At 71.7% G+C, this 26,401-nt stretch carries 25 protein-coding genes; 3 read left to right on the top strand and 22 right to left on the bottom strand.

Annotated elements, in window-relative coordinates; all coding sequences use genetic code 11:
• On the top strand, positions 1-756 hold a 756-nt coding region (locus AC1DU4_RS21470; protein ID WP_477843264.1), incomplete at its 5' end, for an alpha/beta hydrolase.
• A gap of 16 nt (positions 757-772) precedes the next feature.
• Here AC1DU4_RS21470 and AC1DU4_RS21465 read toward each other — a convergent pair.
• From AC1DU4_RS21465 to lspA, 3 genes are read right to left on the bottom strand one after another with little or no spacing between them, the layout of a single operon-like run.
• Positions 773-1,441, bottom strand: a complete 669-nt coding sequence (locus AC1DU4_RS21465; RefSeq protein ID WP_477843262.1) for a hypothetical protein — start codon at positions 1,439-1,441, stop codon at positions 773-775.
• Positions 1,434-2,360: an RluA family pseudouridine synthase gene (locus tag AC1DU4_RS21460; RefSeq protein ID WP_072846251.1), complete on the bottom strand. Its 927-nt coding sequence runs from the start codon at positions 2,358-2,360 to the stop codon at positions 1,434-1,436. The genes AC1DU4_RS21465 and AC1DU4_RS21460 overlap by 8 nt, the downstream gene beginning before the upstream one ends.
• On the bottom strand, positions 2,360-2,890 hold the full coding sequence (gene lspA, locus AC1DU4_RS21455) for a signal peptidase II (RefSeq protein WP_217635625.1): 531 nt from the start codon (positions 2,888-2,890) through the stop codon (positions 2,360-2,362). Before lspA ends, AC1DU4_RS21460 begins: the two co-directional genes overlap by 1 nt.
• Positions 2,891-3,042: 152 nt before the next feature.
• On the opposite strand from lspA, the gene AC1DU4_RS21450 reads away from it, so the two are divergent.
• Positions 3,043-4,005 (top strand): hypothetical protein, encoded by a 963-nt coding sequence (locus AC1DU4_RS21450; protein ID WP_477843260.1) that lies wholly within the window; start codon positions 3,043-3,045, stop codon positions 4,003-4,005.
• Positions 4,002-4,763: a sensor domain-containing protein gene (locus AC1DU4_RS21445; RefSeq protein ID WP_477843258.1), complete on the top strand. Its 762-nt coding sequence runs from the start codon at positions 4,002-4,004 to the stop codon at positions 4,761-4,763. The genes AC1DU4_RS21450 and AC1DU4_RS21445 overlap by 4 nt, the downstream gene beginning before the upstream one ends.
• Positions 4,764-4,834: 71 nt before the next feature.
• Here AC1DU4_RS21445 and AC1DU4_RS21440 read toward each other — a convergent pair whose 3' ends face one another.
• The 19 genes from AC1DU4_RS21440 to AC1DU4_RS21350 form a co-directional block, all read right to left on the bottom strand.
• Positions 4,835-5,329, bottom strand: coding sequence for a WKL family lipoprotein (locus tag AC1DU4_RS21440; protein ID WP_477843256.1), 495 nt, complete (start codon positions 5,327-5,329; stop codon positions 4,835-4,837).
• 83 nt (positions 5,330-5,412) lie between these two features.
• Entirely contained in the window at positions 5,413-6,747 is a 1,335-nt protein-coding gene (locus tag AC1DU4_RS21435; RefSeq protein WP_477843266.1) for a DNA polymerase IV, read from the bottom strand.
• 61 nt (positions 6,748-6,808) lie between these two features.
• Positions 6,809-7,141 (bottom strand): TfoX/Sxy family protein, encoded by a 333-nt coding sequence (locus tag AC1DU4_RS21430; RefSeq protein ID WP_477843254.1) that lies wholly within the window; start codon positions 7,139-7,141, stop codon positions 6,809-6,811.
• Positions 7,142-7,188: 47 nt separating this feature from the next.
• On the bottom strand, positions 7,189-10,335 hold the full coding sequence (gene ileS / locus AC1DU4_RS21425; RefSeq protein WP_477843252.1) for an isoleucine--tRNA ligase: 3,147 nt from the start codon (positions 10,333-10,335) through the stop codon (positions 7,189-7,191).
• Between the two features lie 242 nt (positions 10,336-10,577).
• Positions 10,578-10,796, bottom strand: coding sequence for a hypothetical protein (locus tag AC1DU4_RS21420; RefSeq protein WP_072846301.1), 219 nt, complete (start codon positions 10,794-10,796; stop codon positions 10,578-10,580).
• Positions 10,797-10,843: 47 nt separating this feature from the next.
• The gene (gene wag31, locus AC1DU4_RS21415; RefSeq protein ID WP_477843249.1) at positions 10,844-11,659 is read right to left on the bottom strand and encodes a DivIVA-like cell division protein Wag31; all 816 of its coding nucleotides are present in this window, start codon (positions 11,657-11,659) and stop codon (positions 10,844-10,846) included.
• Between the two features lie 146 nt (positions 11,660-11,805).
• Positions 11,806-12,093 carry a YggT family protein gene (locus tag AC1DU4_RS21410; protein WP_072846261.1) on the bottom strand — a complete coding sequence of 96 codons (288 nt, stop codon included), beginning with the start codon at positions 12,091-12,093 and terminating at the stop codon, positions 11,806-11,808.
• Between the two features lie 80 nt (positions 12,094-12,173).
• Complete coding sequence (locus tag AC1DU4_RS21405; RefSeq protein ID WP_477843247.1) at positions 12,174-12,797, bottom strand: cell division protein SepF; 624 nt, start codon at positions 12,795-12,797, stop codon at positions 12,174-12,176.
• 46 nt (positions 12,798-12,843) lie between these two features.
• A complete protein-coding gene (locus AC1DU4_RS21400) occupies positions 12,844-13,605 on the bottom strand; it encodes a YggS family pyridoxal phosphate-dependent enzyme (RefSeq protein WP_477843245.1) in 762 nt (253 codons plus the stop codon).
• Positions 13,598-14,326, bottom strand: a complete 729-nt coding sequence (gene pgeF, locus AC1DU4_RS21395; protein ID WP_477843243.1) for a peptidoglycan editing factor PgeF — start codon at positions 14,324-14,326, stop codon at positions 13,598-13,600. Before pgeF ends, AC1DU4_RS21400 begins: the two co-directional genes overlap by 8 nt.
• A complete protein-coding gene (gene ftsZ, locus AC1DU4_RS21390; protein WP_072846264.1) occupies positions 14,323-15,570 on the bottom strand; it encodes a cell division protein FtsZ in 1,248 nt (415 codons plus the stop codon). Before ftsZ ends, pgeF begins: the two co-directional genes overlap by 4 nt.
• Positions 15,571-15,858: 288 nt before the next feature.
• Positions 15,859-16,623: a cell division protein FtsQ/DivIB gene (locus AC1DU4_RS21385; protein ID WP_477843241.1), complete on the bottom strand. Its 765-nt coding sequence runs from the start codon at positions 16,621-16,623 to the stop codon at positions 15,859-15,861.
• On the bottom strand, positions 16,620-18,128 hold the full coding sequence (gene murC / locus AC1DU4_RS21380) for a UDP-N-acetylmuramate--L-alanine ligase (RefSeq protein ID WP_477843239.1): 1,509 nt from the start codon (positions 18,126-18,128) through the stop codon (positions 16,620-16,622). The genes AC1DU4_RS21385 and murC overlap by 4 nt, the downstream gene beginning before the upstream one ends.
• A 64-nt stretch (positions 18,129-18,192) precedes the next feature.
• Positions 18,193-19,404 carry an undecaprenyldiphospho-muramoylpentapeptide beta-N-acetylglucosaminyltransferase gene (gene murG / locus AC1DU4_RS21375; RefSeq protein ID WP_477843237.1) on the bottom strand — a complete coding sequence of 404 codons (1,212 nt, stop codon included), beginning with the start codon at positions 19,402-19,404 and terminating at the stop codon, positions 18,193-18,195.
• Complete coding sequence (gene ftsW, locus AC1DU4_RS21370) at positions 19,401-20,978, bottom strand: putative lipid II flippase FtsW (RefSeq protein ID WP_477843235.1); 1,578 nt, start codon at positions 20,976-20,978, stop codon at positions 19,401-19,403. The genes murG and ftsW overlap by 4 nt, the downstream gene beginning before the upstream one ends.
• Positions 20,975-22,441: a UDP-N-acetylmuramoyl-L-alanine--D-glutamate ligase gene (murD, locus tag AC1DU4_RS21365; RefSeq protein ID WP_477843233.1), complete on the bottom strand. Its 1,467-nt coding sequence runs from the start codon at positions 22,439-22,441 to the stop codon at positions 20,975-20,977. The genes ftsW and murD overlap by 4 nt, the downstream gene beginning before the upstream one ends.
• Before the next feature lie 3 nt (positions 22,442-22,444).
• Positions 22,445-23,533, bottom strand: a complete 1,089-nt coding sequence (mraY, locus tag AC1DU4_RS21360) for a phospho-N-acetylmuramoyl-pentapeptide-transferase (protein WP_072846268.1) — start codon at positions 23,531-23,533, stop codon at positions 22,445-22,447.
• Positions 23,530-25,059 (bottom strand): UDP-N-acetylmuramoyl-tripeptide--D-alanyl-D-alanine ligase, encoded by a 1,530-nt coding sequence (locus AC1DU4_RS21355; RefSeq protein WP_477843230.1) that lies wholly within the window; start codon positions 25,057-25,059, stop codon positions 23,530-23,532. The genes mraY and AC1DU4_RS21355 overlap by 4 nt, the downstream gene beginning before the upstream one ends.
• On the bottom strand, positions 25,056-26,401 hold a 1,346-nt coding region (locus AC1DU4_RS21350), incomplete at its 5' end, for a UDP-N-acetylmuramoyl-L-alanyl-D-glutamate--2,6-diaminopimelate ligase (protein ID WP_477843228.1). The genes AC1DU4_RS21355 and AC1DU4_RS21350, both read right to left, overlap by 4 nt.

Here is a 26,401-nt window from a genome sequence, read left to right as displayed (position 1 = left end):
GCGGGCCCGCTGCCGACGGTGGTCTGGACCCACGGCGGCGGCTGGATCTCCTGCCACAAGACCGACTTCGCGCCCTACTACCGGCTGCTCGCGGCCGCCGGCTTCACCGTGGTCTCGCTCGACTACTCACTCGGCCCGGACCAGACCTACCCCACCCCCGTGCGCCAGCTCAACGACGCGCACGCCTACCTGGTCGCGAACGCCGAACGGCTGCACGTGGACCCGACGCGGATCGTGTTGGCGGGCGACTCGGCCGGGGCCCAGCTCTCGAGCCAGCTCGCGGCGCTGATCACCAACCCGGACTACGCCCGCGAGGTTGGCATCACCCCCGCGCTGCGCCCCGACCAGCTGCGCGGCGTCGTGCTCAACTGCGGTGTCTACGACATGTCGAAGGTGGTCGGCGGGCCGGGAATCCTCGCCCGGGCGATGGACCAGTTGGCGTGGTCGTACATCGGCACCAAGGACCTGCGCGGCTCGGCCGCCGTGGCGCAGATGTCCACGATCCGGCACGTGACCGAGCAGTTCCCGCCGGCCTACGTCAGCGGGGGCAACGCCGACCCGCTCACCGACACCCAGTCGGTGCCGCTCGCCGAGAAGCTGCGCGGCCTCGGAGTGGACGTCACCACGGTCTTCTACCCGCGCGACCACAAGCCGGCACTCGGCCACGAGTACCAGTTCAAGCTGGACAACGAGGACGGCAGGCGTGCGCTGGAGCTGACCGTCGAGTTCCTGCGCAAGCACACCGAACAGGACTGACCGGGCGGGGAGGTCCTCACCGGCCGGGTACCTCCCCGTCGTCCGGGCCCGGGGTCACGGTGTCGGTCTGCCCGGGCAGCAGCGGGACGACGGCGAAGCGGCCGAAGACGGCGTCCGCGGGCAGCGCCTCGACGGACCGCACCCCCGGGGTGGCCGCGAGCGCCCGCAGCGACGCGGGGTCGCCCCGCACGGTCAGTCCGACCACGCAGGCACAGTCGGCGGACAGCCGCGCCGCGGAGACCGCGTCGATCTGAGCCTGCCGGTCCCATTCGCCGGCGCTGCCCTGCATCCGCCCGGCCGCCACGGCCGCGGCACGGGCCGCGGACCGCTCGCCGGCGACCCCGACCACGACCAGCGGGGTCTGGACCCGGTCCAGCGGGACCCGGAACAGCAGTTCCGACACCCGCACCCCGGACGCCAGCCGGTAGGCGTCGGGTGCCGTGCGTTCGGTCGTCAACGACACCAGCGCCCAGTGCTCGGCGGTGGCGGTGCCCGTGTCCAGGTCGGCGAGGCCGGCCGCGGCCCGGTCCAGGTACTGCGCCACCGGCTCGCCGGAGTCCGGGCCGAGCCGGTCCGTGCCGACGGGCGGGCGTTGTGGCGGGTTCAGCACGCCGAGCACCACCACCAGCGCCACCAGCGCAAGGACGCAGCCGGCGGTCGCCGCCGACCGCGTCCGGTCACGCACTCCGCAGTACTTCGAGGGCGTGCTGGAGGTCCTTCGGGTACTCGCTGGTGATCTCGATCCAGCGGCCGTCCGCCGGGTGCGCGAAGCCGAGCTGCCGGGCGTGCAGCCACTGCCGCTCGAGACCGAGCCGCTCCGCGAGCCGCGGGTCGGCGCCGTACGTCAGGTCCCCGCAGCAGGGATGGCGCAGCGCCGCGAAGTGCACCCGGATCTGGTGGGTGCGGCCGGTCTCGAGGTGGACGTCGAGCAGGCTGGCCGCCTGGAACGCCTCCACCGTGTCGTAGTGCGTGACGCTGGGCTTGCCGTCCGCGGTGACCGCGAACTTCCAGTCGTTGCTGCGGTGCCTGCCGATCGGCGCGTCGATGGTGCCGCTGCTCGGGTCCGGATGACCCTGGACCAGGGCGTGGTACCGCTTGTCGATGGTGCGCTGCTTGAACGCCCGCTTGAGCACCGTGTACGCCCGCTCACTGGTCGCCACCACCATCACCCCGGAGGTGCCGACGTCGAGCCGGTGCACGATGCCCTGACGCTCGTGCGCACCGGAGGTGGAGATGCGGTACCCGGCCGCGGCCAGTCCGCCGACCACGGTGGGCCCCGTCCAGCCGACGCTCGCGTGCGCGGCGACACCGACCGGCTTGTCCACCGCGACGATGTCGTCGTCGGCGTACAGGATGTTCATGCCCTCTACCGGCTGGGCCTCGACGGTCAGCGGGCGTGCCGGCTCCGGCAGCTCCACCTCCAGCCAGGCACCCGACGGCAGCCGGTCGGACTTGCCGACCGCCGAGCCGTCGATCAGCACCGCGCCCTCGTCGGTGAGAGCCGCCACCGCGGTCCGGGACAGTCCGAGCAGCCGGGCCAGACCGGCGTCGACCCGCATGCCCTCCAACCCGTCGGGCACCGGCATCGATCGTGTCTCGCGCATCAAGAATTCCCCTCGGGTGCGTCGGCGGCGCTGCCGTCCGACGCGTTGGTGTGTGCCGTGTCGTCGCCACGGGTGCCGTCCGGGTTCAGCCCGAACAGCGTGAGCGCGACCAACAGGATCGCGCCGCAGACGATCGCCGAGTCGGCGACGTTGAACACCGGCCACCAGCCCACCGACACGAAGTCGACGACGTGGCCCTGCAGCGGTCCGGGCGCCCGGAACAGCCGGTCGATCAGGTTGCCCAGCGCGCCGCCGAGCACCAGGCCCAGGCCCAGCGCCCACCACGGCGACCGCATGGTCCGCCCGATCTTGACGACGCCGACCACCACGCCGATCGCCACCAGGGTCAGCAGCCAGGTCATCCCGGTGGCCATCGAGAAGGCCGCACCGGGGTTGCGGATCAGGGTCAGTCGCACCACGTCGCCGACCACCTCGATCGGGTCGCCGGGATCGATGAACCGCACCGCGATGACCTTGGTCACCAGGTCCAGCACCAGGATCGTCGCGGCGATCGCCACCAGCATCCGCATCCGCAGCGGCGCCTGCGCGGCAGCTACTCCCCCCGCCGCTTCGCTCGCCCCGGCCCCGGGGTTCTCCGCTTTTTCCGCTCTACTCACACCGCCATCATCCCTTACCGCGGCATCCGCGGCCGCATCCCACCCGCCGTCGCTAACCTGGTCGGGTGCCTGTGTTCTGTATTCGGTCCAGCCCCTCCCCCGTCGTGGCGGTCCGCACTGCCCTCGTCGCCGCGACCCTCACCGTGGCGGCCTTCGTCTCCGGGTGTGGAAGCGGCGAGGACCCGGCACCCGCGGTCATCGCCCAGTCCACCACCAAGGAGACCACCGTGCCGGTCTCCGCGATCACGACGTCGGTGCTCGACGCGGGCGCGGAGCCGCGGCAGAAGGTGACGTTCCGCCCGCGCCCCGACGCCGACCAGCACGCCCGGCTGGTGACCAGTTCGACTGTGTACCAACAGATCGACGCGCAGCCGCAGCAGGACTTCTCCACCCCTGCGGTCACCACCGACCTGACCGCACGGGTGCCGGGTGGACAGACCGACCCGGCCTTCTCGGTGGACCTGACGCTCGGCGAGATGACCGCCCCGGACCCCCGGCTCGAGGACGCACTGCGCGCCAGCGAGGGTTCGAAGGCCGGACTGACCATGCAGCCGTCGGGAGCGATCACCGCCCTCCGGCTCACCCCCGCACCGGACTCGCGGGACATCGCCCGCTCCGCGATCGAGCAGGCGTTCTACCAGGCCGTGTACCGCACGGTGGCCTTCCCGGACGCAGAGATCGGCGTCGGCGCGGTGTGGACCATGCAGCAGCAGGTGATGAGCGGCATCGCACTGAACCAGACCACCACGGCCACCCTCCGTGAGCGGGACGGCGACCGGCTCACCGTGGACGTCTCGGTCAACCAGACCCCGAACTCGACGGTGTGGGACCTGCCCGGGGAGGCCGGCGCCCTCAACGTCGACACCTATTCGATGGCGGGCACCGGCACCCTCGACCTCGACCTCGGCGTCCCGCTGCCGGTCGACGGCACCGTGACCGTCGGCGGCGAGCAGACCTACAGCGACCCGAACAGCACCACGCGGCTCCGGCAGAGCACCACCAGCACGGTCACGTGGTCGGCGCCGTGACGCCGCGCGGACCCGTCCTCGTCGCGGCACTGTCGGCGGCGGCGGTACTGCTGACCGGCTGCGGCACCTCCCCGGGTGGCGCGGCATCGGGCGCTGAGTCGTCGCTGGCGCCGCTGCCCGCGCCCGTCGCCGCACCCCCGAACCCCGGAGCGGCGCCGATCACCGACGAGGCCAGGCTGCAGGCGGCACTGCTGACCACCGGCCAGCTGCCGGCCGGTTTCGCCGTTCTGCCGGACCCGGTGCGGGACCTCGGCCTGCCCCCGCTGCCCGAGGATGCTGCCGCCGGATCGGAAACGGACAGGTCGAGCACCGATCCGCAGGTCTGCGCCGGGGTGCTGCGCGAGGTGGCGGACCAGTCACCGGGCGCGACCACCCGGGCCGCGTCGCGGTTCAGCGGACCCGACTTCGCGAGCATCGACACCGACGCCGCCAGCTACGCGGGCGACGGCGCCGCCCAGGCCTTCGCCCGCCTGCAGGCGACGCTGGCCTCCTGCGCCGAGTACCGCGGCACCGACGCCGACGGCGTCGCCGTGCAGTACCGGCTCGGCGGGCTCGAGCAGCCTTCCGTCGGCGACGCGTCCACCGCGGTCCGGCTGGTCACCACCAGCGAGGGCTTCACGATGACCTCGGACGTGGTGGTCGCCGTGGTCGGCCCCACGGTGGTGCAGGTGGTCGCCACCGGTCAGCAGCCCGTCGAGCCCGAGGTACTGGCGGGACTCGCCGCGGCCGCGGTCAACCGGCTGCGCGCCGGGGTCTAGAGCCCCGGACGGCCGAATGCCGGCACCCCGTGCGGGGTGCCGGCATTCGGTTGTCGCTACTGGCGCTGGTGTCAGACGCAGGCAGGCGAGGTCAGGCTCGCGAGCTTGACGATGTTGCAGGCGTACTCCTTGGACAGCTTCCACTGGCCGTTCTCGACCACGAAGCCGGCGGTGCCCGGGTTGACCTGGCCGCCGATGTCCATGTTGACGGTCGCGGTCAGGGTGCCGTCGCCGTTGTCGAGGATCGGGTCCACGACGGTGACCTTGGCGTTCGCGGCGGTCGCGGCCGCGGCGACCTGGCCGAACAGTCCGGGATCGGACTCGCCGTCCTGCACGAGGGTGACCTTCACGGCCTCCGGGGTGGCCGGGTCGAGGCCCTTGACCAGCATGGCGTTCAGCTCGGCGGCGGTGGGCGCCGGCGGGAAGGAATCGTCGACCGCGGTGGTCGTGGCGGCCGCGGCCTTGGTCGACGTCTTGGGGGTGTCTCCACCGTCAGAGCTGCACGCGCCCAGGGTGAGTGCGGCCGCGACGGCGACACCGGCAACGAGGGTCTTGCGGAGCATCAATTGCTTGTCCTTTTCATCAGTTGAACACTTCACCTGTCACGATAGTTAACAGGAACAAAATAAGGGGTTCCTAAACGACGGCCTCACAGCAGGCTGGCCTCCGGGTCCGCCGGGGCGAGCGCCTCGTCCGCCTCCGCGAACGTCCGCGCCTGCCCAGGACCGGTCGAGCGGGTCTCGAACCGGACCGTGACGACCCCGTGGCCGCAGCCCTGCACCCAGCCGTGACCGAACTCGCTGTGGGCCACGTCCTGGCCCGGACGCCACGTCGAAGTCGACGCCGACGCTACCGGCGCCGGCGCCGGCGCCGGCGCCGTCGGCACGGTTGTGTCGAGTCTCACAATGTCGGTCTCGTCCGATTCGGCCGCGGGCGCCTCACCCCGGTCCAGGTCCGGGAACAGCGAGCCCTGACGCACCGCGGACAGCCCGCCGAGCGACACCCCGACCAGGCGCACCGGGCCGATCTCCCGCGGGTCGATCACCTGTCGCTGCGCGGTCGCCACCAGGGTCTCCCGGTCCGCGGTCGCGTACGGCAGGGTCGCCGACCGGGTCACGATCGACATGTCCGACTTCCTCAGCTTGAGCACCACGGTCCGGGCGGCCCGGCCGTCGCGCAGCAGCCGGCCGTGTGCGCTGGCACCGGTCTGTTCCACCGCGGCCCGCAGCTGGTCCAGGGTCACCAGGTCCACAGCGAAGGTCGTCTCCGCGCTGACCTGCTTGGCGTCGGCACGCTCGGCCACCGGGCGGTCGTCGATGCCGCGGGCCAGCCGGTGCAGGCTCGGGCCGACCGTCGCCCCGAGGACCGAGACCACCTCCGTCTCGGAGGTGGCGGCCAGCGCGCCGATGGTGTCGATGCCGAGCCGGCGCAGCTTGTCGTCCGCCACCGGTCCGATCCCCCACAGCTTGCGCACCGGCAGTGCCTCGAACAGCGGTCCCTGCTCGTCCGGGGTAACCACCCGGACGCCGTCCGGCTTGGCCAGACCCGAGGCGATCTTCGCGATCTGCTTGCCGGCCCCGGCGCCGATCGAGGCGACCAGGCCGGTGCGGTCGAGTATCAGGGCGCGTAGTTGCTCGGCGAACTCGCGGACCTCGTCGGCGTCGGCGTCGGCGAGTTCCGGCGGCTCCCCGAACGCCTCGTCCAGCGAGAGCATCTCGAGAACCGGCATCCGGGTCCGCAGCGCGTCGAACACCGCCGTGCTCATCGTCGAGTACAGCCGCCCGCGTGGCGGCAGCACCACCGCGCCCGCCCCGACCAGCCGTCGGGCCTGGTGCATCGGCATCGCGGACCGGGCGCCGAAGGCGCGTGCCTCGTAGCTGGCGCCCGCGACCACCCCGCGCCCGCCCGCCCCGCCGACGAGCACGGGCCGACCGCGCAGGGTGGGACGGGTCAGCTGTTCGACGGAGGCGAAGAACGCGTCCATGTCGAGGTGCAGCACCCACCGTCGGGACGTGGGCGGTCTGGTCACAGCGGTGTGGGCCTCATCACGGTGTCGGCTTCTTCGGCTTCTTCTTCGGCTGGGGCAGGACGTCCGCGGTGCGCTGGACGAACGCGTGCAGCCAGTCGGCGTCCTCGAGCCGGTCCCCGGGAATCGCGAGATGGTCCTTCGCGCCCGGGTACGGCGGGGCGAGCGCCGACGCGTCGAGGTAGTCACCCGAGACCGCCGTCGGCTTCACGAAGACGGTGTCGTTGCAGATCAGCGCGACCATCTTCTCGTCGCAGTACAGCCCGTACTCGCCGAACATCGCGCGGGCGCGCACGTCCAGGGGCTCGAGCTGCCCCAGGACGTACGCGACCGTCTCCTTGCTGGTGCTCATGCGTTGCAAGCTACGCCGGTGCCCCGACAARGGGGCACCGGCACACCTCACGCCTTGGCGATGACGACCCGGACACCCTCGCCCAGGTCGACCGCGTCGGGGCCGCCGACCTCGCCGAGCTCGAGCGTGGTCGCCAGCACCTCGCCCGCGATGAGGTCGCGGTGCCGAGCGGCCCAGTCCAGCCGGTCCTCGGGCACCTGCAGCGTGACGACGATCCGGTCCGAGATCTCCAGGCCGGCCGCGCGGCGGGCGTCCTGCAGTTCGCGGATCCGGTCCTTCGCCCAGCCCTCGGCCTCGAGCTCCTCGGTGACCGCGGAGTCGAGGACCACCAGGCCCGCGTTCTCCGGCAGGGCCGCGGTGGACTCGGGCTCGGCGGCGACCAGGCGCTGGGTGTACTCGGACGGGAGCAGCGCGATGCCGGCGGCCGTCACGACACCGTCCACCTCCGACCAGTCCCCCGCCTTGACCGCCTTGATCACCGTCTGCACGTCCTTGCCGAGACGCGGGCCCGCCGCCCGCGCGTTGACGACGAGCTCGAACTTGCCGTGGACGTCCACGTCCTCGGTCAGGTCGACCTTCTTGACGTTGACCTCGTCGGCGATGATGCCGAGGAACGGACGCAGCCGCTCCGCGTCCGCCGCCGCGACGGTCACCTCGGGCAGCGGCAACCGCACCCGCAGGTTCTGCGCCTTGCGCAGGCCGAGCACCGTCGAGCAGACCGAACGGACCTCGTCCATCGCCTCGACCAGCTCGGGATCGGACGGCAGGTCAGTGGCCTCGGGCCAGTCGGTGAGGTGCACCGAACGGCCGCCGGTGAGCCCACGCCAGATCACCTCGGTCACCAACGGCAACAGCGGGGCCGCGAGGCGGGTCACGACCTCGAGCACGGTGTGCAGGGTGTCGATGGCGTCGCGGTCCTCGTCCCAGAACCGCGACCGGGACCGGCGCACGTACCAGTTGGTCAGCGCGTCGCAGAAGGTCCGCAGCTCGTCGCAGGCACCCGCGATGTCGTTGACCTCGAGCGCGTCGGTGATCGCGTCACGGGTGGCGGACAGCTTCGCCAGGATGTACTTGTCGAGCACGTTCGGCGAATCGGTGCGCCACTGTCCGGGCTTGCCCGCGTACAGCTGCAGGAAGCTCCACGCGTTCCACAGCGGCATCAGTGCCTGCCGGGAGCCCTCACGGATGCCCTGCTCGGTGACGACCAGGTTGCCGCCGCGCAGGATGGGCGAGGACATCAGGAACCACCGCATGGCGTCGGAGCCGTCGCGGTCGAACACCTCGTTGACGTCCGGGTAGTTGCCCTTGGACTTGCTCATCTTGAGGCCGTCGTCGCCGAGCACGATGCCGTGTGCCGCAACGGTCTTGAACGCCGGACGGTCGAAGAGCGCGGTCGCCAGCACGTGCAGCGTGTAGAACCAGCCACGGGTCTGGCCGTTGTACTCGACGATGAAGTCGCCCGGGTTGTGACCCTCCTGCCCGTTGCCGCCGTCGAACCAGTCCTTGTTCTCGAAGGGGTAGTGCACCTGCGCGTACGGCATCGAACCGGACTCGAACCAGCAGTCCAGCACCTCCGGGACGCGGCGCATCATCGACTTGCCGGTCGGGTCGTCCGGGTTCGGACGGACCAGGTCGTCGATGACCGGCCGGTGCAGGTCCGTCGGCCGCACGCCGAAGTCGGCCTCGATCTGGTCGAGCGATCCGTACACGTCGGTCCGCGGGTACGCCGGATCGTCCGAGACCCAGACGGGAATCGGGCTGCCCCAGTAGCGGTTCCGGCTGATGTTCCAGTCGCGGGCACCCTCGAGCCACTTGCCGAACTGGCCGTCGCGGATGTGCTCGGGCACCCAGGTGATCTCCTGGTTCAGCTCGACCATCCGGTCCCGGAACTTGGTCACGGCGACGAACCAGGACGGCACCGCCATGTAGATCAGCGGCTGGCCCGACCGCCACGAGTGCGGGTAGGAGTGCTCGATCGTCTCGTGCCGCAACAGCTTTCCGGCTGCCTTGAGGTCCTTGATGATCACCGGGTTCGCGTCGAAGACCTGCAGGCCCTCGTACGGCGGCACCATCGACGTGAACTTGCCGCCCGCGTCGAGCGGCTGCACGATCTCGATGCCGTTTGCCGCGGCGACATCCATGTCCTCCTCACCGAAAGCCGGTGCGAGATGGACGATCCCGGTTCCCGACTCGGTGGTGACGTAGTCGGCGGAGAGCACCCGGTGCGCGTTCTCGTGGCCCTTGCCCGGGCCGTGGAAGAAGTCGAACGGCGGCGCGTAGTCGAGACCGACCAGGTCCGACCCCTTGTACTCGCCGAGCACCTCGGGCGCCTCGCCGAGCTCACGCCCGTAGTGGCCGACGCGGGCCGCGGCGAGCAGGTAGGTCTTGCCCTCGGCGCCGGCGACATGCACGTAGTCGACGTCGGGGTGCACCGCGATCGCCAGGTTGGACGGCAGCGTCCAGGGCGTGGTGGTCCAGATCAGCGCGTTCGCGCCGTCCAGCGGAGAACCAGGCGCGGTGATCACCATGTCGACCGTGACCGCCGGGTCCTGACGCATCTTGTACGCGTCGTCGAGCTTGGTCTCCTGGTTCGACAGCGGGGTCTGCTCGTACCAGCTGTACGGCAGCACCCGGAAGCCCTGGTAGATCAGGCCCTTGTCGTGGAGTTCCTTGAACGCCCACATGACCGACTCCATGAAGTCCAGGTCGAGGGTCTTGTAGTCGTTGTCGAAGTCGACCCAGCGCGCCTGCCGGGTGACGTAGTCGCGCCACTCGTCGGTGTAGCGGAGCACCGAGGACTTGCAGGCGGCGTTGAACTCGGCCAGGCCCATCGTCTCGATCTCGGACTTGTCCTTGATGCCGAGCTGCTTCTCCGCCTCGAGCTCGGCGGGCAGTCCGTGGCAGTCCCAGCCGAACCGGCGCTCGACGCGCTTGCCGCGCATGGTCTGGAAGCGCGGGACCAGGTCCTTGACGTACCCGGTGAGCAGGTGGCCGTAGTGCGGCAGGCCGTTGGCGAAGGGCGGGCCGTCGTAGAAGACGAACTCCGGCGCGTCGGCGCGGTTCGCCACGGATGCCCGGAAGGTGTCGTCCGCCTCCCACTCGGCGAGGACCCGCTGCTCGAGGTCCGGGAACCGGACGCCGGCAGTGGCCTTGCCACCGCCGAGGTCCACCAGCGGATAAGTGGCGTCAGTCAACTCAGTACTCCCTCGTGCCCGTGCTGGCACGGGGACGACCGACGACGCCTCTGCGCCGCGGCCGCGGTACCACCCCGCTTGCCCGGGACGGCCGTGGCCGTCCGGACCTCTCGTACCGGGCTGTGACGGGCCCACCCGTTCGGTTCTACTGGGCGTTCGCGGGGGCATGCCGCCGCTGGCGCCGTTCTTCCGAAGGCTCCCCGGTGATGGCCGGATCGTCGCCGTACTGCTGTGGCCCGATTCTAGTCGGGCTCGTCAAATCGCTCCGTCGGCAGCGAGCGGTGGGTGCCGCCGCCTGCGCGCGGCGCGGAGTTGCTGCGGAGCGAGCTCACAAGCAGCAACACCGCGCCGGCGACGCAGACCACGATGCATCCCCAGGCCCACACGACGGATCCGGTCAGTAGCGAGACCACCAGCAGGAGGAACCCCACCGCGGCCATCACGAGCGTCAGTACAAGCACCACACACCCCTAGGGACTGGGCCGGACCGAGCGCTAGCCGGTGCCGATCAGTTGCTTCCCTTGGCGCCGCCGAAGGCCTCCTGGCCGCCGTCGACCGGGACCGCCGAACCGCGCTGCTCGAGCTCCTGCAGCTGCGACTCCAGGTAGGACTTGAGCCGCACCCGGTACTCGCGCTCGAAGGTCTTGAGCTGCTCGATCCGGCCCTCCAGCACGCTGCGCTGCTGGTTGATGGTGGCCATGATCTCGGTGTGCTTCTTCTCGGCGTCCGCCTGCAGGGCGTCGGCCTTCTCCTTGGCCTGACGCAGCTGCGTCTCGGAGCGGGTCTGGGCGTCGGCGAGCAGCGCCTCGGACTTCTGCCGGGCGTCGGTGATCATCGCCTCGGAACGGGTCCGCGCGTCGCCGACCAGCTGCTCGGAGTTGGTGCGAGCGTTGGTGAGCAGCTGCTCGGACTCGGTCTTCGCGTCGCCGGTGAGGCGGTCGGCCATCTCCTGTGCCAGGCCCAGGATCTTCGCGGCCTGCAGGTTCGCCTCTTCGGTGTTGCCACCGCGCGCGGGGGGTGCTGCCGGGGCGACCGGGGCCGCGACGACGGGAGCGGGCACCGGCTTGGGCGGCTCGACGATCCGGGCCGGCTCGGGGGCCGCGGGAGCAGGGCCTGCCTGACGCGGGGCCTTCTTGGCGTCCGCGAGCTCCTGGTCGAGCTCACCGACGCGCTGGCGCAAGTCGGCGTTCTCCTCGATCAGGCGCGAGAGCTCCTGCTCGACAAGGTCGAGGAAGGCATCTACCTCGTCCTCGTTGTAGCCCCGCTTTCCGATCGGAGGCTTGCTGAACGCGACGTTGTGCACATCAGCTGGTGTCAGCGGCATGGAAGGATCCCTTCACGCGTCTGTTGGCGGTCTAGCAAGCATTCAGTTATAGCGCATACGGTGCTGGATGTAACATTCACACTGCAAGACTGGTCCATTCTGTCACACCGGACCCGTCGACTGCGCTAGTCCCCAAGCCGTGCTCATCATGCTGCAAGCCCTTGAACGACCTGCATCAGGATGAACACGATGAATAGCAAGACCATGATTGAAAGATCCAACCGAACTCCGCCGAGGTTAACCGTCGGAATAAGCCGCCGAAGCAGCCGGATCGGAGGATCTGTGACTGTAAATATGGCCTCGAGAATGACCACCACAATGCCGGTGGGTCGCCAATCTCGGGCGAATGTCCGGATGAACTCGACGACGATGCGTCCGATCAGTAGCAGCCAGAAAACGAACAGCAGGAAGTAGATCACCGCGAACAAGGGCACTCCATCACTTTGCCTGACGCGACCGAACCAATCAAAACGAGGTTCGGCAGCGTCGCCCTACTACTCCCCGGCAAAATCAGCTACTTCTGGTTGTAGAAGCCGTTTTCGGCGATCCGCCGGCGCTCCTCCGCCGACACGTCGATGTCCGCAGGTGAGAGCAGGAACACCTTTGTGGCGACCTTGTCGAACGAACCGCGCAGCGCGAAGGCCAGTCCGGCCGCGAAGTCGACGAGACGCTTGGCGTCCGCGTTGCTCATCTCCACCAGGTCCATGATGACGGGAGTCCCGTCGCGGAAGCGTTCGCCGATGATGCGCGCCTCCCCGTAGTCACGGGGACGCAGCGTGGTGATCTTGGACAGTGGTCCGCCCTCGTCGAAGATTGGTGCGCGGCGGGCGTCGATGCGGGCCTCGGTCCGCGCGTCGACGGCCAGCGAGCCGCGAGTGGTGGTGGTACGGGCACCGACGCCGGCGCCGGGCCGGGGGGTGGTGCGGGTGGGCAGGGGCTCCATCCGGCGTGGTGCGGGCTGACGGTCGACCGGGTCCAGGTCCTCGCGCGCGTCGTAGCCGTCGTCGTAGCCACGCTCGACACCGTCCTCGTAACGGTCGGCGCGAGCCGAACGCCGCGGCTCCTCGAGGTAGTCGTCCTCGTAGTCGTCGAGTGGGACCATGCCGAAGTAAGCCTTGAACTTGTGCAGAGTGCTCATCAATCGACCTTCCTTTGGCGTGGTGGACAATCGGGCCGGACGCCGATCAATACGAGGTTATCGGGCGCGAACCCAACAGGGCGGTTCCGACACGCACGCAGGTGGAACCGTACCGGACGRCCGCTTCGAGGTCGCCGGTCATCCCCGCCGACAGCGCGGTGGCCCGGGGGTGCTCCCGCAGCAGGTCCCGGTGCACGCCGGCCAGCGTCTCGAACGCCCGCTCCGGGTCGGCACCCAGGGGCGGCACCGCCATCAGTCCGGCCAGCTCCAGGCCGTCGGCATCCTCGGTCCGCGCGGCCAGTTCCGTCAGCTCGTGCCCCCGCACGCCGCCACGTGCCGGGTCCCCGTCCAGGCTCACCTGCAGCAGCACTCGCAGCGGCTCCTGACGCTCCCCCTCGGCCAGTGCGGCCGAGGCGGCCCGCGACAGCGCGTCGACGAGCCGGACGCTGTCCACCGAGTGGATCGCATAGGCCCACCGGGCGACCGCCCGCGCCTTGTTTCGCTGCAGGCTGCCGATCATGTGCCAGCGAACCGCATCGGCGCCCTCGCCGGTACCGGCTGACGCCAGCAGGTCGGCGAACTCCGCGACCTTGGCCGTGGCCTCCTGCTCGCGGGACTCGCCGAACTCCCGGCAGCCCAGTCCGTACAGGATCGCCGCGTCGGACGCGGGGAAGAACTTGGTCACCGGCAGCAACTGCACGTCGGCGCGGTCGCGGCCGACGTCGTCGCAGGCCCGGTCGAGCCGGGCCCGCACCTCGGCCAGCGCCGACGCGACCGACGCCCGCCGCGCCGGATCGATCTCAGGCACCCCTCGTCGACTCCATCCAGATCACCCCGGCCAGCCGGCCCGTGCGGCCCTCCCGGCGGTGGCTGAAGAGCGCGCGGTCCTCGATGGTGCAGCGGGGGTCCTCCGCCACGCCCGACACCCCGGCGGCGAGCAACTGCCGACGCAGGCCGGCCCGCAGGTCCAGTCCGGGCGTGCCCCTGACGGTCTTGCTGGCGCTGCCGGGAAGGTGCCTCTCGACGTCCGCGCGCATGGCGGCGGGCACCTCGTACTGCYGGCCGCTGGCCGCGGGTCCGAGAAACGCACCGATGCGCTCGACGGCGGCGCCCTTGGCGACCATCGCGTCGAGCACCCGGGGCACGATGCCGATTCGCGCCCCGACCCGGCCCGCGTGCACGGCGGCGATCACACCCGCCTCGTCGTCGGAGAGCAGCACCGGGACACAGTCCGCGCTGAGCGTCACCAACGCCAGGTTGGGCACGTCCGTGACCAGCGCGTCGGTCGCCTCCACCACCCCGTCGACCGGGCCGTCGACCACGGTGACGTTACGGCTGTGGATCTGTTCCATCCACACCACACGCTCGAAGGGCAGGCCGATCCCGGCCGCGAGCCGACGCCGGTTGGCGTCGACCGCGGCCGGGTCGTCACCGACGTGGTCGCCCAGGTTGAACGAGTCGTAAGGGGCAACCGAGACGCCCCCGGTTCGCGAGGTGACCACCCGGCGAACCCGTACCGCGGCACTCACCGACGCATGAAGTCCGGCACGTCGACGTCGCCGTCGTCTTCGTCGACCACGGGAGCGGGGGCCCGGTTCGCGCTGACCGGGATCGGCGGGAGAGCGGATCCGCCGAGATCACGGAACCCGCCCATCTCGCGGGCCTCCTTGGGCTGCTCGCGAGGCTCGGCGGTCTCCCGCGCGGGCGGGGGGCTGACCGGCTCCTCGACGGGGGCGGCCGCCGAGCGGCCGATCTCGCCGGCCCGGCCGACGCCGATGGCTCCGCGTCCGACCGCCGCGACCTGCTCGGCCGGACGCCGCACCGGGGTGCCGCCGTCGAAGCCGGCCGCGATGACCGTGACCCGGACCTCGTCGCCCAGCGAGTCGTCGATGACGGTGCCGAAGATGATGTTCGCGTCGATGTGCGCCGCCTCCTGGACCAACGAGGCGGCCTCGTTGATCTCGAACAGACCGAGGTCCGAGCCGCCGGCGATCGACAGCAGCACGCCGCGCGCACCCTCCATCGAGGCCTCGAGCAGCGGCGAGTTGATCGCCGACTCGGCGGCCTTGATGGCGCGTCCCTCACCGCGCGAGGAGCCGATGCCCATCAGCGCGCTGCCCGCACCGGACATCACGCCCTTGACGTCCGCGAAGTCCACGTTGATCAGGCCCGGGGTGGTGATCAGGTCGGTGATGCCCTGGACGCCGTTGAGCAGCACCTCGTCGGCCGAGCGGAACGCGTCCATCAGGCTGACGGCGGCGTCGCCCAGCTGCAGCAGCCGGTCGTTGGGGATCACGATGAGGGTGTCGCAGGACTCGCGCAGCGACTGGATGCCGCTGTCGGCCTGGCCGCCGCGGCGCTTGCCCTCGAAGGAGAACGGGCGGGTGACCACGCCGACGGTGAGCGCGCCGAGCTTGCGGGCGATGCTCGCGACGACGGGTGCGCCACCGGTGCCGGTGCCACCACCCTCGCCCGCGGTGACGAAGACCATGTCGGCCCCCTTGAGGACCTCCTCGATCTCGTCCTTGTGGTCCTCGGCGGCCTTGCGGCCGACCTCCGGATCCGCGCCGGCCCCGAGGCCGCGGGTCAGTTCCCGGCCGACGTCGAGCTTGACGTCGGCGTCACTCATGAGCAGCGCCTGTGCGTCGGTGTTGACCGCGATGAACTCGACTCCCTTGAGTCCCTGTTCGATCATGCGGTTGACCGCGTTGACACCGCCGCCGCCGATGCCGACGACCTTGATAACGGCGAGGTAGTTGTGCGGGGGCGTCATTGGCTTTCGCCTTCCGTGTGTGTGAATCGCGCTCGGGATGCCTGGCGATGCTGACGTGTACTTGTGGTGCTGACGTTACTGACGTTGACGTTACTGGTGTTTCCGGTGTTAACGGTCAAGCTGGTGCCACCGGTGGCGTCGTGTTGCGGGAAAAACCCTCAACCTCAACCATAGGCTTAGAGTTATGTCAAGTTGCTGACTAGTGCGTGACGGTATGCACGGCGACGACAATGTGCCAGCAGGCGCGCCGAACAGCGCGGCGATTTGTGCACAGGTCACGCCCACCGGCTACCTGATCGTCGGCAGGTCGGGGCTGGACACGTCGTACAGCTGCCCGGGCTGGCCGAGCAGCGGCAACGCGATCGCGGCCTTGTGCTCGGAGGCATTTGCGCTCCCCCACAACAACTGTCGGCCGTCGGCCAGCGTCACCCGGATGTCGGACAGCGTCGCCGCCGAAATCTCCGTCACCTGCCCGCGCAGCGGCGCCGGCATCGAGTTCAGGGCGGTCAACGCGTCCAGGGTCGCGGGGTCGTCGTGCCCGGGCGTGGAGACCTTCAGCCGCGGCACCCCGGGCGGTGCGGGTTCGATCGAGTAGGAGACGCCGCCCCCGTCCATCAGGCGGGTCCCCTCCGGCGCGTCGTAGAACACGGCGGGCGTCCGTTCGACGACCGTCACCCGCACGGTCGACGGGTAGACCCGTTCGACCCGGGCCTGGTCCACCTTGGCGATCCCCGCAATCCGGTTCGCCGCGCCGCCGGTGTCCACCTGCAGGAGCGGCGTGCCGACCGGGACCGCAAGGGCCGCAAGGACTTCCTCGGCCGGCACCCCGACGTTCCCGACGACCTCGATGGTGCGCGCCGAGAGCAGCGGGGTGAACCAGGCCACCGCGCCGAGCGCGACCAGGACGACCACACCCAGCGCCGCCAGGAGCAGCGGCTTGCGGTTGCGCACCCGCGCGACCCGCCGCGGGGCCGGACGCGGGGTGCGGGTGGTGCGACGCTCCCGGGGCGGTCGCGTCCTGCTCCCGGTCCGGGCGGCCGCGCCGCCGGTCACGACCCGTCCCGCGGCTGTCCGGCGTCGGGCAGGCGGGAGCGGGTGGGCGACGCGGCGAGCGCGCTGAGGATCTCCTTGCCGAGCATCGTCACGTCACCGGCGCCCATGGTGATCACGACGTCGCCGGCGCGGGCCAGCCCGGCGACCTGCCGCGGCGCCGCCGACAGGTCCGGCTGGTAGTGCACGGGCCGGGTCACGAACTGGGCGACGAGCGCGCCGGACACCCCGGGCAGCGGTTCCTCGCGGGCGCCGTAGACGTCGAGGACGACCACCTCGTCGGCGAGGTCGAGGGCGGCGCCGAACTCCTCGGCGAACGCGACGGTGCGCGAGTACAGGTGCGGCTGGAACACCACGATCACCCGACCGCGGGCCGGCTCGCCGCCGGGCCGGACCAGTTCGGCGGCGGCGCCGAGCACGGCGCGCACCTCCGTCGGGTGGTGGGCGTAGTCGTCGAACACCCGGACGCCGTTCTCCCGGCCCGTGTGCTGGAACCGGCGGTGGACGCCGCCGAAGCCGCCGAGGCCCTCGAAGATCTCGTCGACCGGGGCACCGACCTCCCGCGCGGCCAGGATCGCACCCAGCGCGTTCAGCGCCATGTGCCGTCCGGGGACCGCCAGCCGGAGGGTGCGGGTGCCGCTCTCGCCCGAGAGCTGGACCTCCGCGAGCCCGCCGACGTCGCGGGCCTCCCAGCTGAGCATCCGCGCGCCGAGTGGCACGTCACCAGCCGTTTCCTGCTCGCCGGTGCCGTAGCCGAGCACCCGCACCGGCAGGTCGCGCGCGACCACCCGCTCGGCCAGCGCCGCCGACCCGGGGTCGTCCAGGCACGCCACGAGCAGGCCGCCGGGCTCGATCCGGTCGGCGAAGTCGTCGAAGACCTGCTCGTACGCCTCGGTGGTGCCGAAGTAGTCGAGGTGGTCCGCCTCCACATTGGTGACGATCACGACGTTCGGGTCGTACTGCAGCAGCGACCCGTCGCTCTCGTCCGCCTCCGCGACGAAGACGTCACCGGAACCGTGGTGCGCGTTGGTGCCCGCCTCGTTCAGCTCGCCGCCGACCGCGAACGACGGGTCCAGGCCGCAGTGCTGCAACGCGACCACCAGCATCGAGGTGGTGGACGTCTTGCCGTGGGTGCCCGCGACCAACAGGGTGCGGTGCCCGTGCATCAACGAGGCCAGCACCGCCGGCCGCAGGATCACCGGGACGCCGCGGGCCGCCGCGGCGACCAGCTCGGGGTTGTCCTTCGGGATCGCGGCGTGCGTGGTGACCACCACGGTCGGGCCGCCGGGCAGCAGGTCCAGTGCGCTGGCGTCGTGCCCGATCCGGACCTGGGCGCCGCGGGCCCGCAGCGCGAGCACCGTGCGGCTCTCCTTGGCGTCCGACCCGGACACCTCCCCGCCCCGGGCCAGCAGGATCCGCGCGATCCCCGACATGCCGGCGCCGCCGATCCCGACCATGTGCACGCGCTGCAGGTGCGCGGGCAGCTCCGAGCCACGCTGATCGGTCATCGTCTGACCTCCGACATGTCTCGTCCTTCCAACAGAGCCGAGTCCTTCGACAAAACCGCGACCTTCATGCCCTCGCGCCCTTCACCAGGTCGAGCACGATCCGTGCCACCGCGTCGGCGGCGTCGCGGTGCCCGGCACCGGCCGCCGCCGCGCCCATCGCCGCCAGCCGGTCGGGGTCCCGCAGCAGCGGGACCACCGTCTCGGCCACGTACTGCGCGGTGAGCTCGGCGTCGGCGACGATGACGCCGCCACCCGCCGCGACCAGCGGCTTGGCATTGAGTTCCTGTTCGCCGTTTCCATGCGGCAACGGCACGTACACCGCCGGCAACCCGACGGCGGAGACCTCGGCGACCGTCATCGCGCCGGACCGGCAGATCGCGGCGTCGGCGGCGGCGTAGGCCAGGTCCATCCGGGACAGGTACGGCACCGCCACGTACGGCGTCGCCGGGTTCACCTGCTCCACGTCGAGGGTGTTCTTGGGGCCGTGCGCGTGCAGCACCGAGACACCGGCCTCGGCCAGCGCGGCGGCCGCGCCGGAGACCGCCTCGTTGAGCGAGCGCGCGCCCTGCGAGCCGCCGAACACCAGCAGCACCGGTCCCTCCGCGGGCAACCCGAAGTGGGCCCGGGCCTCGGCCCGCAGTGCGGCGCGGTCGAGCCCGGTGATCGAGGCACGGACCGGGATGCCGAGCACCTCGGCGTCGTGTCGGCCGCGGGCGGCGACGCCCGATCCGGGCACGGCGGCCAGCACCCGGGCGGCGACCCGGGCGCCGATCTTGTTCGCGATACCGGCGCTGGCGTTGGCCTCGTGCACCACCACCGGCACCGCGCGGCGCCGGCGCAGCAGGCCGCGGCCCGCGGCGAGGTAGGCGGGCAACGCGACGTAGCCGCCGAACCCGACGATCACGTCGGCCTGCGTGGTGTCGAGCACCTCGCGGGTGCGCCGGACCGAGTTCCGGACCCGGCCGGGCAGCCGCAGCAGGTCCATCGTGGGCTTGCGCGGCAACGGCACCGGCGGGATCAGTGCGAGCGGGTAGCCACGCTCGGGTACCAGCGTGGTCTCGAGGCCCCGCTCGGTGCCCAGCGCGGTCACCGTGACGGTGGGGTCGAGCCGGCGCAGCGCGTCGGCCACGGCCAACGCGGGTTCGATGTGTCCGGCGGTGCCGCCGCCGGCAACGACGACGGACGGGCCGGACTGGCCGGCCGAAGTGGGCGAAGTTGTCGACGACTCCGCGGGCTCCGTCGATGCGACGGGATGTTCCTCTGAAGTGCCGCTCACCTACGAAATCCTCGCTCTCCTGTTCGGCCGCTCGATCGACGCAGCCGCTCGTCTGATGATAGTGCCTGGTCGCGACGCGGATCCGACCGCCGCGGGTCGGCCGCCGCGCGGGGGTCGGTGCGCCGCCGGACCGGCGGTTGCTGGCCCGGAGCCTGCCGCCGACGTTCGCCCGGCGGCGGCCCGGCGGCCAGCGCGCGACGCTTGGCGACCGCCTTGGCCTGCGCGGCCTTCTGCTGCGCCTGCACGGCCTTCGCCTGCGCCGCCTTGGCCTTGGCCTTGGCCTGCGCGGCCTTGCGGGCCGCCTCCGCACGCGCGGCCGAGTAGTGCTCTGGCTTGGGCAGCCGCAACAGCCGGGCGAAGCGGCCGTCGGGCCCGGAGTGCAGCGCGGCCACCGCCTCCGGCTCGTGCCTCGCGGCATTGGCGAGGATGCCGAACATCAGCAGCGTGATCGCCGTCGAGGTGCCGCCCGCGGAGACCAGTGGCAGCTGCTGCCCGGTGACCGGGAGCAGGCCGATCACGTAACCGATGTTGATCATCGCCTGGGCCAGGATCCAGGTGGTCGCCGCCGCGGTCAGCAACCGCAGGAACGGGTCGACCGAACGCATCGCGATCCGCAGGCCCGTGAACACGAACAGGGCGAAGAGCCCGAGCACCGCGACACAACCGATGAAGCCGAGTTCCTCGCCGATGATCGCGAAGATGAAGTCGTTGTGCGCGTTCGGCAGGTAGCTCCACTTGGCGCGGGACTGACCGAGACCACGACCGAACAGGCCGCCGTCGGCGAGCGAGAACTTCGCCTGACGGCTCTGGTAGTTGGCGCCCTGCGGGTCGTCGCCGGGGTTGAGGAAACCGAAGATGCGGGCGGCCCGGTAGTCGGCGGACAACGCCAGGACCACCCCGGCGACCCCGACGCCCGCCACCGCGACCCCGAAGATCCGGAGCGGCAACCCGGCGAACCACAGGAGGGCGCCGACCACGATCACGAACGTGACCGTCGTCGAGTAGTTCGGCTGGAGGATGACCAGGACCGACGCCAGGAGGGCGCCCGGGACCAGCGGAATCACCAGTTCCTTGAGCGGCGCACCCGGACGACGGGTGGCCAGTACGGACGCTCCCCACACCACCAGCGTGACCTTGGCGAGCTCCGACGGCTGGAAGGACAACCCACCGAGTTCGAACCAGCGCCGGGCGCCACCGGACTCCTTGCCGATGCCGGGGACGAGGACCAGCGCCAGCATCACGACCGACACCACGAAGGCGGGCAGGGCGAGCTTGCGCATCAGCCGCACCGGCGTGCACAGCGCCACGTAGAACAGCACCACGCCGAGCACCGCGAAGATCAGCTGCGTGGTGAACATGCCGTAGGCCGAGCCGGTGTCCGCGTACGCCTCGACGCTCGACGCCGAGAGCACCATCACCAGGCCGAGCACGGTGAGCAGGGTGGCGATGGTGACGATCAGGTGGAAGGAGGCCATGGGTCGGGCCAGCCAGGCACCGACCCGGGTGCGCGGACCCGCGGACGCCTTCTTCGACCCGGATCCGGACCGGGCACGCGGACCCGCGGGCGCACTCATCGCTGCGGGCCCGACCCGCCGAGGCGGTGCACGGCCTCCGCGAAGGCGCGACCGCGGTGCCCGTAGTCGGTGAACATGTCGAGGGAGGCGGCGGCGGGCGCCAGCAGCACCGTGTCCCCCGGCGTCGCCAGGGCGGCGGCCACCGTGACGGCCTCGGCCATCACGGCGTCGGGGTCCGGTTCCCGGCTCGGATCGGAGCTCACCGTGCCATCGTCTCCCGTCGGCACCAGGACCACGCGGACCTCGGGCGCGTGTCGGCGCAGCGCATCGGCGATCTGGTCCGCGTCCTGGCCGAACAGCACCGCGCCCGCGAGCCGGTCGGCGACCTCGGCGACCAGTTCGTCGACGCCGGCTCCCTTGAGCAGGCCTCCCGCCACCCACACCACCCGAGGGTGCGCGAGCAGCGAGGACCGGGCCGCGTGCGGGTTGGTCGCCTTGGAGTCGTCGACGTAGGTGACGCCGTCCACCTCGGCGACCCGCTCGGCCCGGTGCGGGCCCACCTGGTAGCTGCGCAGTCCGTCGCCCACGGCCGCCGCCGGGACGCCGATCGAGCGGGCCAACGCGGCCGCGGCGAGGGCGTCCATCAGTCCGGCGGGTCCGGGCGGGGTGATCTCCGACGTCAGCGCGAGGGTCGCCGCGTCGGCGAAGGCGCGGTCGACCAGGCGTCCGTCCTCGACGCCGAGCTCGCCCGCCGCCGGGGCACCGAGCCGGAAGCCGACCGTGCGTCCCGCGGTCGAGCGGGTGACCAGGCCGGCCGCGACCGGGTCGTCGAGACCGAGGACGGCGACGTCGCCGGTGAGCGCGCCCGCCTTCGCGTCGACGTAGCCGGCCATGCCGCCGTGCCAGTCCAGGTGGTCCTCGGCGATGTTGAGCACCACGCCCGCCGCCGGGCGCACCGACGGCGCCCAGTGCAGCTGGAACGAGGACAGCTCCACGGCGAGTGCGTCGTTGCGCGGGTCCGCGCGCAGGGCGTCGGTGATCGGCAGGCCGATGTTGCCGCACGCCACCGCGGGGACCCCGCCGGCCCGCAGGATCGACTCGAGCATCGAGGTGGTGGTGGTCTTGCCGTTCGTTCCGGTCACCACCAGCCACTGCCGCGCCGGGCCGTACACCTCGGCGCGGTCGAGCCGCCAGGCGAACTCGACGTCACCCCAGATCGGCACCCCGGCGGCGGCCGCCGCGGCGAGCACCGGCGAGTCCGGCCGCCAGCCGGGACTGGTGACGACCAGCGCGAACCGCTCGATCCCGGCGGCCGCCGCCTCGGGCGTCAGGGTGTCGACCGCGAGTTCGGTCGCCGCGGCGTCGAGGGAGGCCTGGTTGCCGTCGGTGAGGGTGACCACGGCGCCGAGGTCACGCAACGGCGCCACCAGCGCGAGACCGGAGACGCGGGCGCCCGCGACGAGCACGCCGCGACCGCGCAGGCCACTCAGTTCGGTCGGCAGGTTCTCGGGGTGCACGGTCACGGCCTAGTTCCCGATGACGGAGAGGTACTCGCTGTAGAACAGCGCGAGGCCGACCGCCGACGCGATCCCGGCGAGCAGCCAGAACCTGATGATGACCGTGGTCTCCGCCCACCCGGCGAGCTCGAAGTGGTGGTGGAACGGGGCCATCCGGAACACCCGGCGTCTGCTGGAACGGAACACCGCCACCTGGATGACGACCGAGGTGGCCTCGGCGACGAACAGCGCGCCGACGACGACCATCAGCAGTTCGGTGCGGGTGGTGATGGACAGGCCGGCGAGCAGGCCACCGAGGGCCAGCGAGCCGGTGTCGCCCATGAAGATCTTCGCGGGTGCGGCGTTCCACCACAGGAAGCCGATGCAGGCGCCGGCGGCGGCGGCACAGATCAGCGCCAGGTCCAGCGGGTCGCGCACGTCGTAGCAGCCGATCGTCGGCTCGTTGGGGCCGCCGACGCAGGCGTTGCGGTACTGCCAGAAGGTGATCACCACGTAGGCGCCGAGCACCATGCTCATCGAGCCGGCGGCCAGGCCGTCGAGCCCGTCGGTGAGGTTCACCGCGTTGGACCACGCGCTGATCAGCAGGTAGCAGAACAGGATGAAGACGATCGAGCCCATCGACACGGTGGCGATGTCACGGACGTAGGACAGGTGGGTGCTGCCCGGGGTCAGGCCGCCCGCACCGGGGAACCGCAGCGCCAGGATGCCGAAGACGACGGCGGCGACGAACTGCCCGACCAGCTTGGCGGTCTTGTTGAGGCCGAGGTTGCGCTGCTTGCGGATCTTGATGAAGTCGTCGAGGAAGCCGACCGCACCCAGCGCGGTGGCCAGGCCCAGCACCAGCAGGCCGGAGGCGGTCGGGCCCTGGGCGTCGTAGCCGATGCCGATCAGGTGCGAGCCCCAGTAGCCGGCCCACAGCGCCACGATGATCGCGACGCCGCCCATGGTCGGGGTGCCGCGCTTGGCCTGATGGCTGGCAGGGCCCTCGACGCGGATCTCCTGGCCGAAGCCCTGCCGCGAGAACATCTTGATCAGGATCGGGGTCAGCAGGATCGCCACAGCAAGCGCGATGCCTCCCGCAAAGAGGATCTGTCTCACTGGTTCTCCCTGGTGGTCGTCGTGTTACCGGTCTCGTCGGTGGACCCCGCGTCGGCGAGCAGCGCGTCGGCGACCGCCCACAGCCCCACCGCCTGGGAGGCCTTCACCAGCACGATGTCGCCCTCGGCCACCTCGGCACGCAGCACCGCGAGCGCGGCGTCCGCGTCGGGCACCACCATCGACTCCTCGCCCCAGGAGCCCTCCATCACCGCGCCCTGGTTCATCGCCCGCGACGGCCGGCCGGTGCCGACGACGATCAGCCGGGTGACGTCGAGGCGGACCGCGAGGCGGCCGATGGCGTCGTGCTCGATGACCGACTCCGGTCCGAGTTCCGCCATCTCCCCCAGCACCGCCCAGGTACGACGCTTCCCGCCGGAACCGGCGCGCGCCATGGTGACCAGCGCCTTGAGCGCCGCCCGCATCGAGTCCGGGTTCGCGTTGTACGAGTCGTCGACGACGGTCACGCCGTCGCCGCGCTGCTGCACCTGCATCCGCTTCGCGGAGACCGGTCGGGCCGCGGCCAGCGCCGTCGCCACCTGGTCGAGGCTCGCGCCGCACTCGAGCGCCACCGCGGCCGCGGCGAGCGCGTTGCCGACCTGGTGCTCGCCGTGCACGCCGAGGGTGATCGCGACGGTGCCCTGCGGGCAGATCATGTCGAAGGAGGCCCGGGCCTCGTCGTCGAGTCGGACGTCGACCGCCCGCACGTGCGCCCGCTCGGACTGACCGACAAGCACCACCCGCGCGCGGGTCCGCTCCGCCATCGCCGCGACCAGCAGGTCGTCGGCGTTGAGGACCGCGACACCGCCCTGGTCGGCCGGCGGAAGCGCCTGCGCCAGTTCACCCTTCGCCTCCGCGATCGCCTCACGCGAGCCGAACTCGCCGAGGTGTGCGGTGCCGACGTTGAGGACCACACCGATCCGCGGCGGCGCCGTCTCGGCGAGCGCCGCGACGTGTCCGACGCCCCGGGCCGACAGCTCGAGCACCAGGTAGTCGGTGTCGGCGTCCGCACGCAGCGCGGTCCAGGGGTGGCCGATCTCGTTGTTGAAGGACCCGGGCGGGGCGATCACCGACCCCAGCGGGGTGAGCACGGCGGCCAGCAGGTCCTTGGTGGAGGTCTTGCCGGATGAGCCGGTGACCCCGACGACGGTGAGACCGGCAGTGGTCAGCTCGTCGGTGCTCACCCGGGCCAGCTTCGCCAGCGCCGCGAGCACCGCCGCGCCGGAACCGTCCGTGTCGTGTTCGAGCGCCATCGCGTTGGTCTGCGTCGGCGACAGCGGCGAGACGACGATCGCCGGCACCCCTACCGGCCGGGCCGCGAGTACCGCGACCGCGCCCGCCGCGACGGCGGCCGCGGCGTGCTCGTGGCCGTCCACGCGGGCGCCGGGCAGTGCCAGGAACAGTCCGCCGGACGTGATCTTGCGCGAGTCGAACTCGACGCCGCCGGTGACGAGGACGTCGGGGTCCGGCACGTCGTGCAGGGTGCCGCCGACGATCTCGGCGATCCGGCCCAGGCTCATCGGAATCACCGGTCACCACCCCCCTGTGTCGTGTCCGCGTCGCCGCGCCTGCGCTCGATGGCCGCACCGAGGACCTCGCGGTCGTCGAATGGGTGCTTCACCCCGTTGATCTCCTGCCCGATCTCGTGTCCCTTGCCGGCGACGAGGACGACGTCCCCGGTCCCGGCCCATGCCACCGCGTCCGCGATGGCTTCCGCGCGGTCGGCGAACTCGCGTACCTCGCCGCGCTCGGCCGCCGGCACCCCGAGCGCGCCCTCCCGCACGGCGGCCCGGATGGTCGCCGGGTCCTCGCTGCGCGGGTTGTCGTCGGTGATCACCAGCAGGTCTGCGCCGCGGGCCGCGACCTCGCCCATGATGGGCCGCTTGCCCTGGTCCCGGTCGCCGCCCGCACCGACCACGACCGCGATCCGGCCGTTGCTCTGGCCCCGGAGGGTGGCGATGACGGCCTCGAGTGCGCCCGGCTTGTGTGCGTAGTCGACGACGGCGAGGAAGTCCTGCCCGCGGTCGACGCGCTGCACCCGGCCGGGGACGTCCACCGAGCCGATGCCGGCAATCGCCCTGTCCAGGTCTACCCCGCAGGCGTCCAGGGTGGCCAGTGCCAGCAGCGCATTGGCCACGTTGTAGCCGCCCGGCAGCCGCAGCGAGACCCGGCGCGCCGTCCCGTCGGGCCCGGTGGCCAGGAACTGCTGACTGCCGTCCCCGGTGGCGTCGACGTCGGAGACCGTCCAGTCTGCGTCGGCGCCCTCGCCGGCGGTCGAGACGGTGGTCGCGGACCCCGCGACCTGCGCCATCGCGCGACCCCAGTCGTCGTCGACGCACACCACCGCACGGTCCGCGTGCACCGCCTCGTCCGGCGCGAACAGCCGGGCCTTGGCGGCGAAGTAGTCGTCGAGGTCGCGGTGGAAGTCGAGGTGGTCCTGGGACAGGTTGGTGAACGCCCCGATCTCGAAGTGGGTGCCGTCCACCCGGCCGAGCGCCAATGCGTGGCTCGAGACCTCCATGACGACGGTGTCGATGCCGCGTTCGAGCATCACCGCGAACAGCGCGTGCAGTTGCGGCGCCTCGGGTGTGGTCAGTGCGCTGGGCACCCGGCGACCCTCGATCCGGGTCTCGATGGTCCCGACCAGGCCCGCACGGTGGCCCGCGGCGGTCAGACCGGCCTCGACCAGGTAGGCGGTGGTGGTCTTGCCGGAGGTGCCGGTGATGCCCACCACCCGGAGCCGGCGCGACGGGTTGCCGTAGATCTCGGCGGACGCGGCGCCCAGCACCGACCGCGGGTTCGGGTGCACCAGCACGGGCACCGGCCAGGCGGCGGACGCGGCGAGGGTGGCCAGGCCGGCCTCGTCGGTGA

Source organism: Rhodococcus sp. P4_F5, assembly GCF_056401315.1.
The sequence above is the reverse complement of the archived record's forward strand: the minus strand, read 5'-3'. Positions and strand labels throughout refer to the sequence as shown.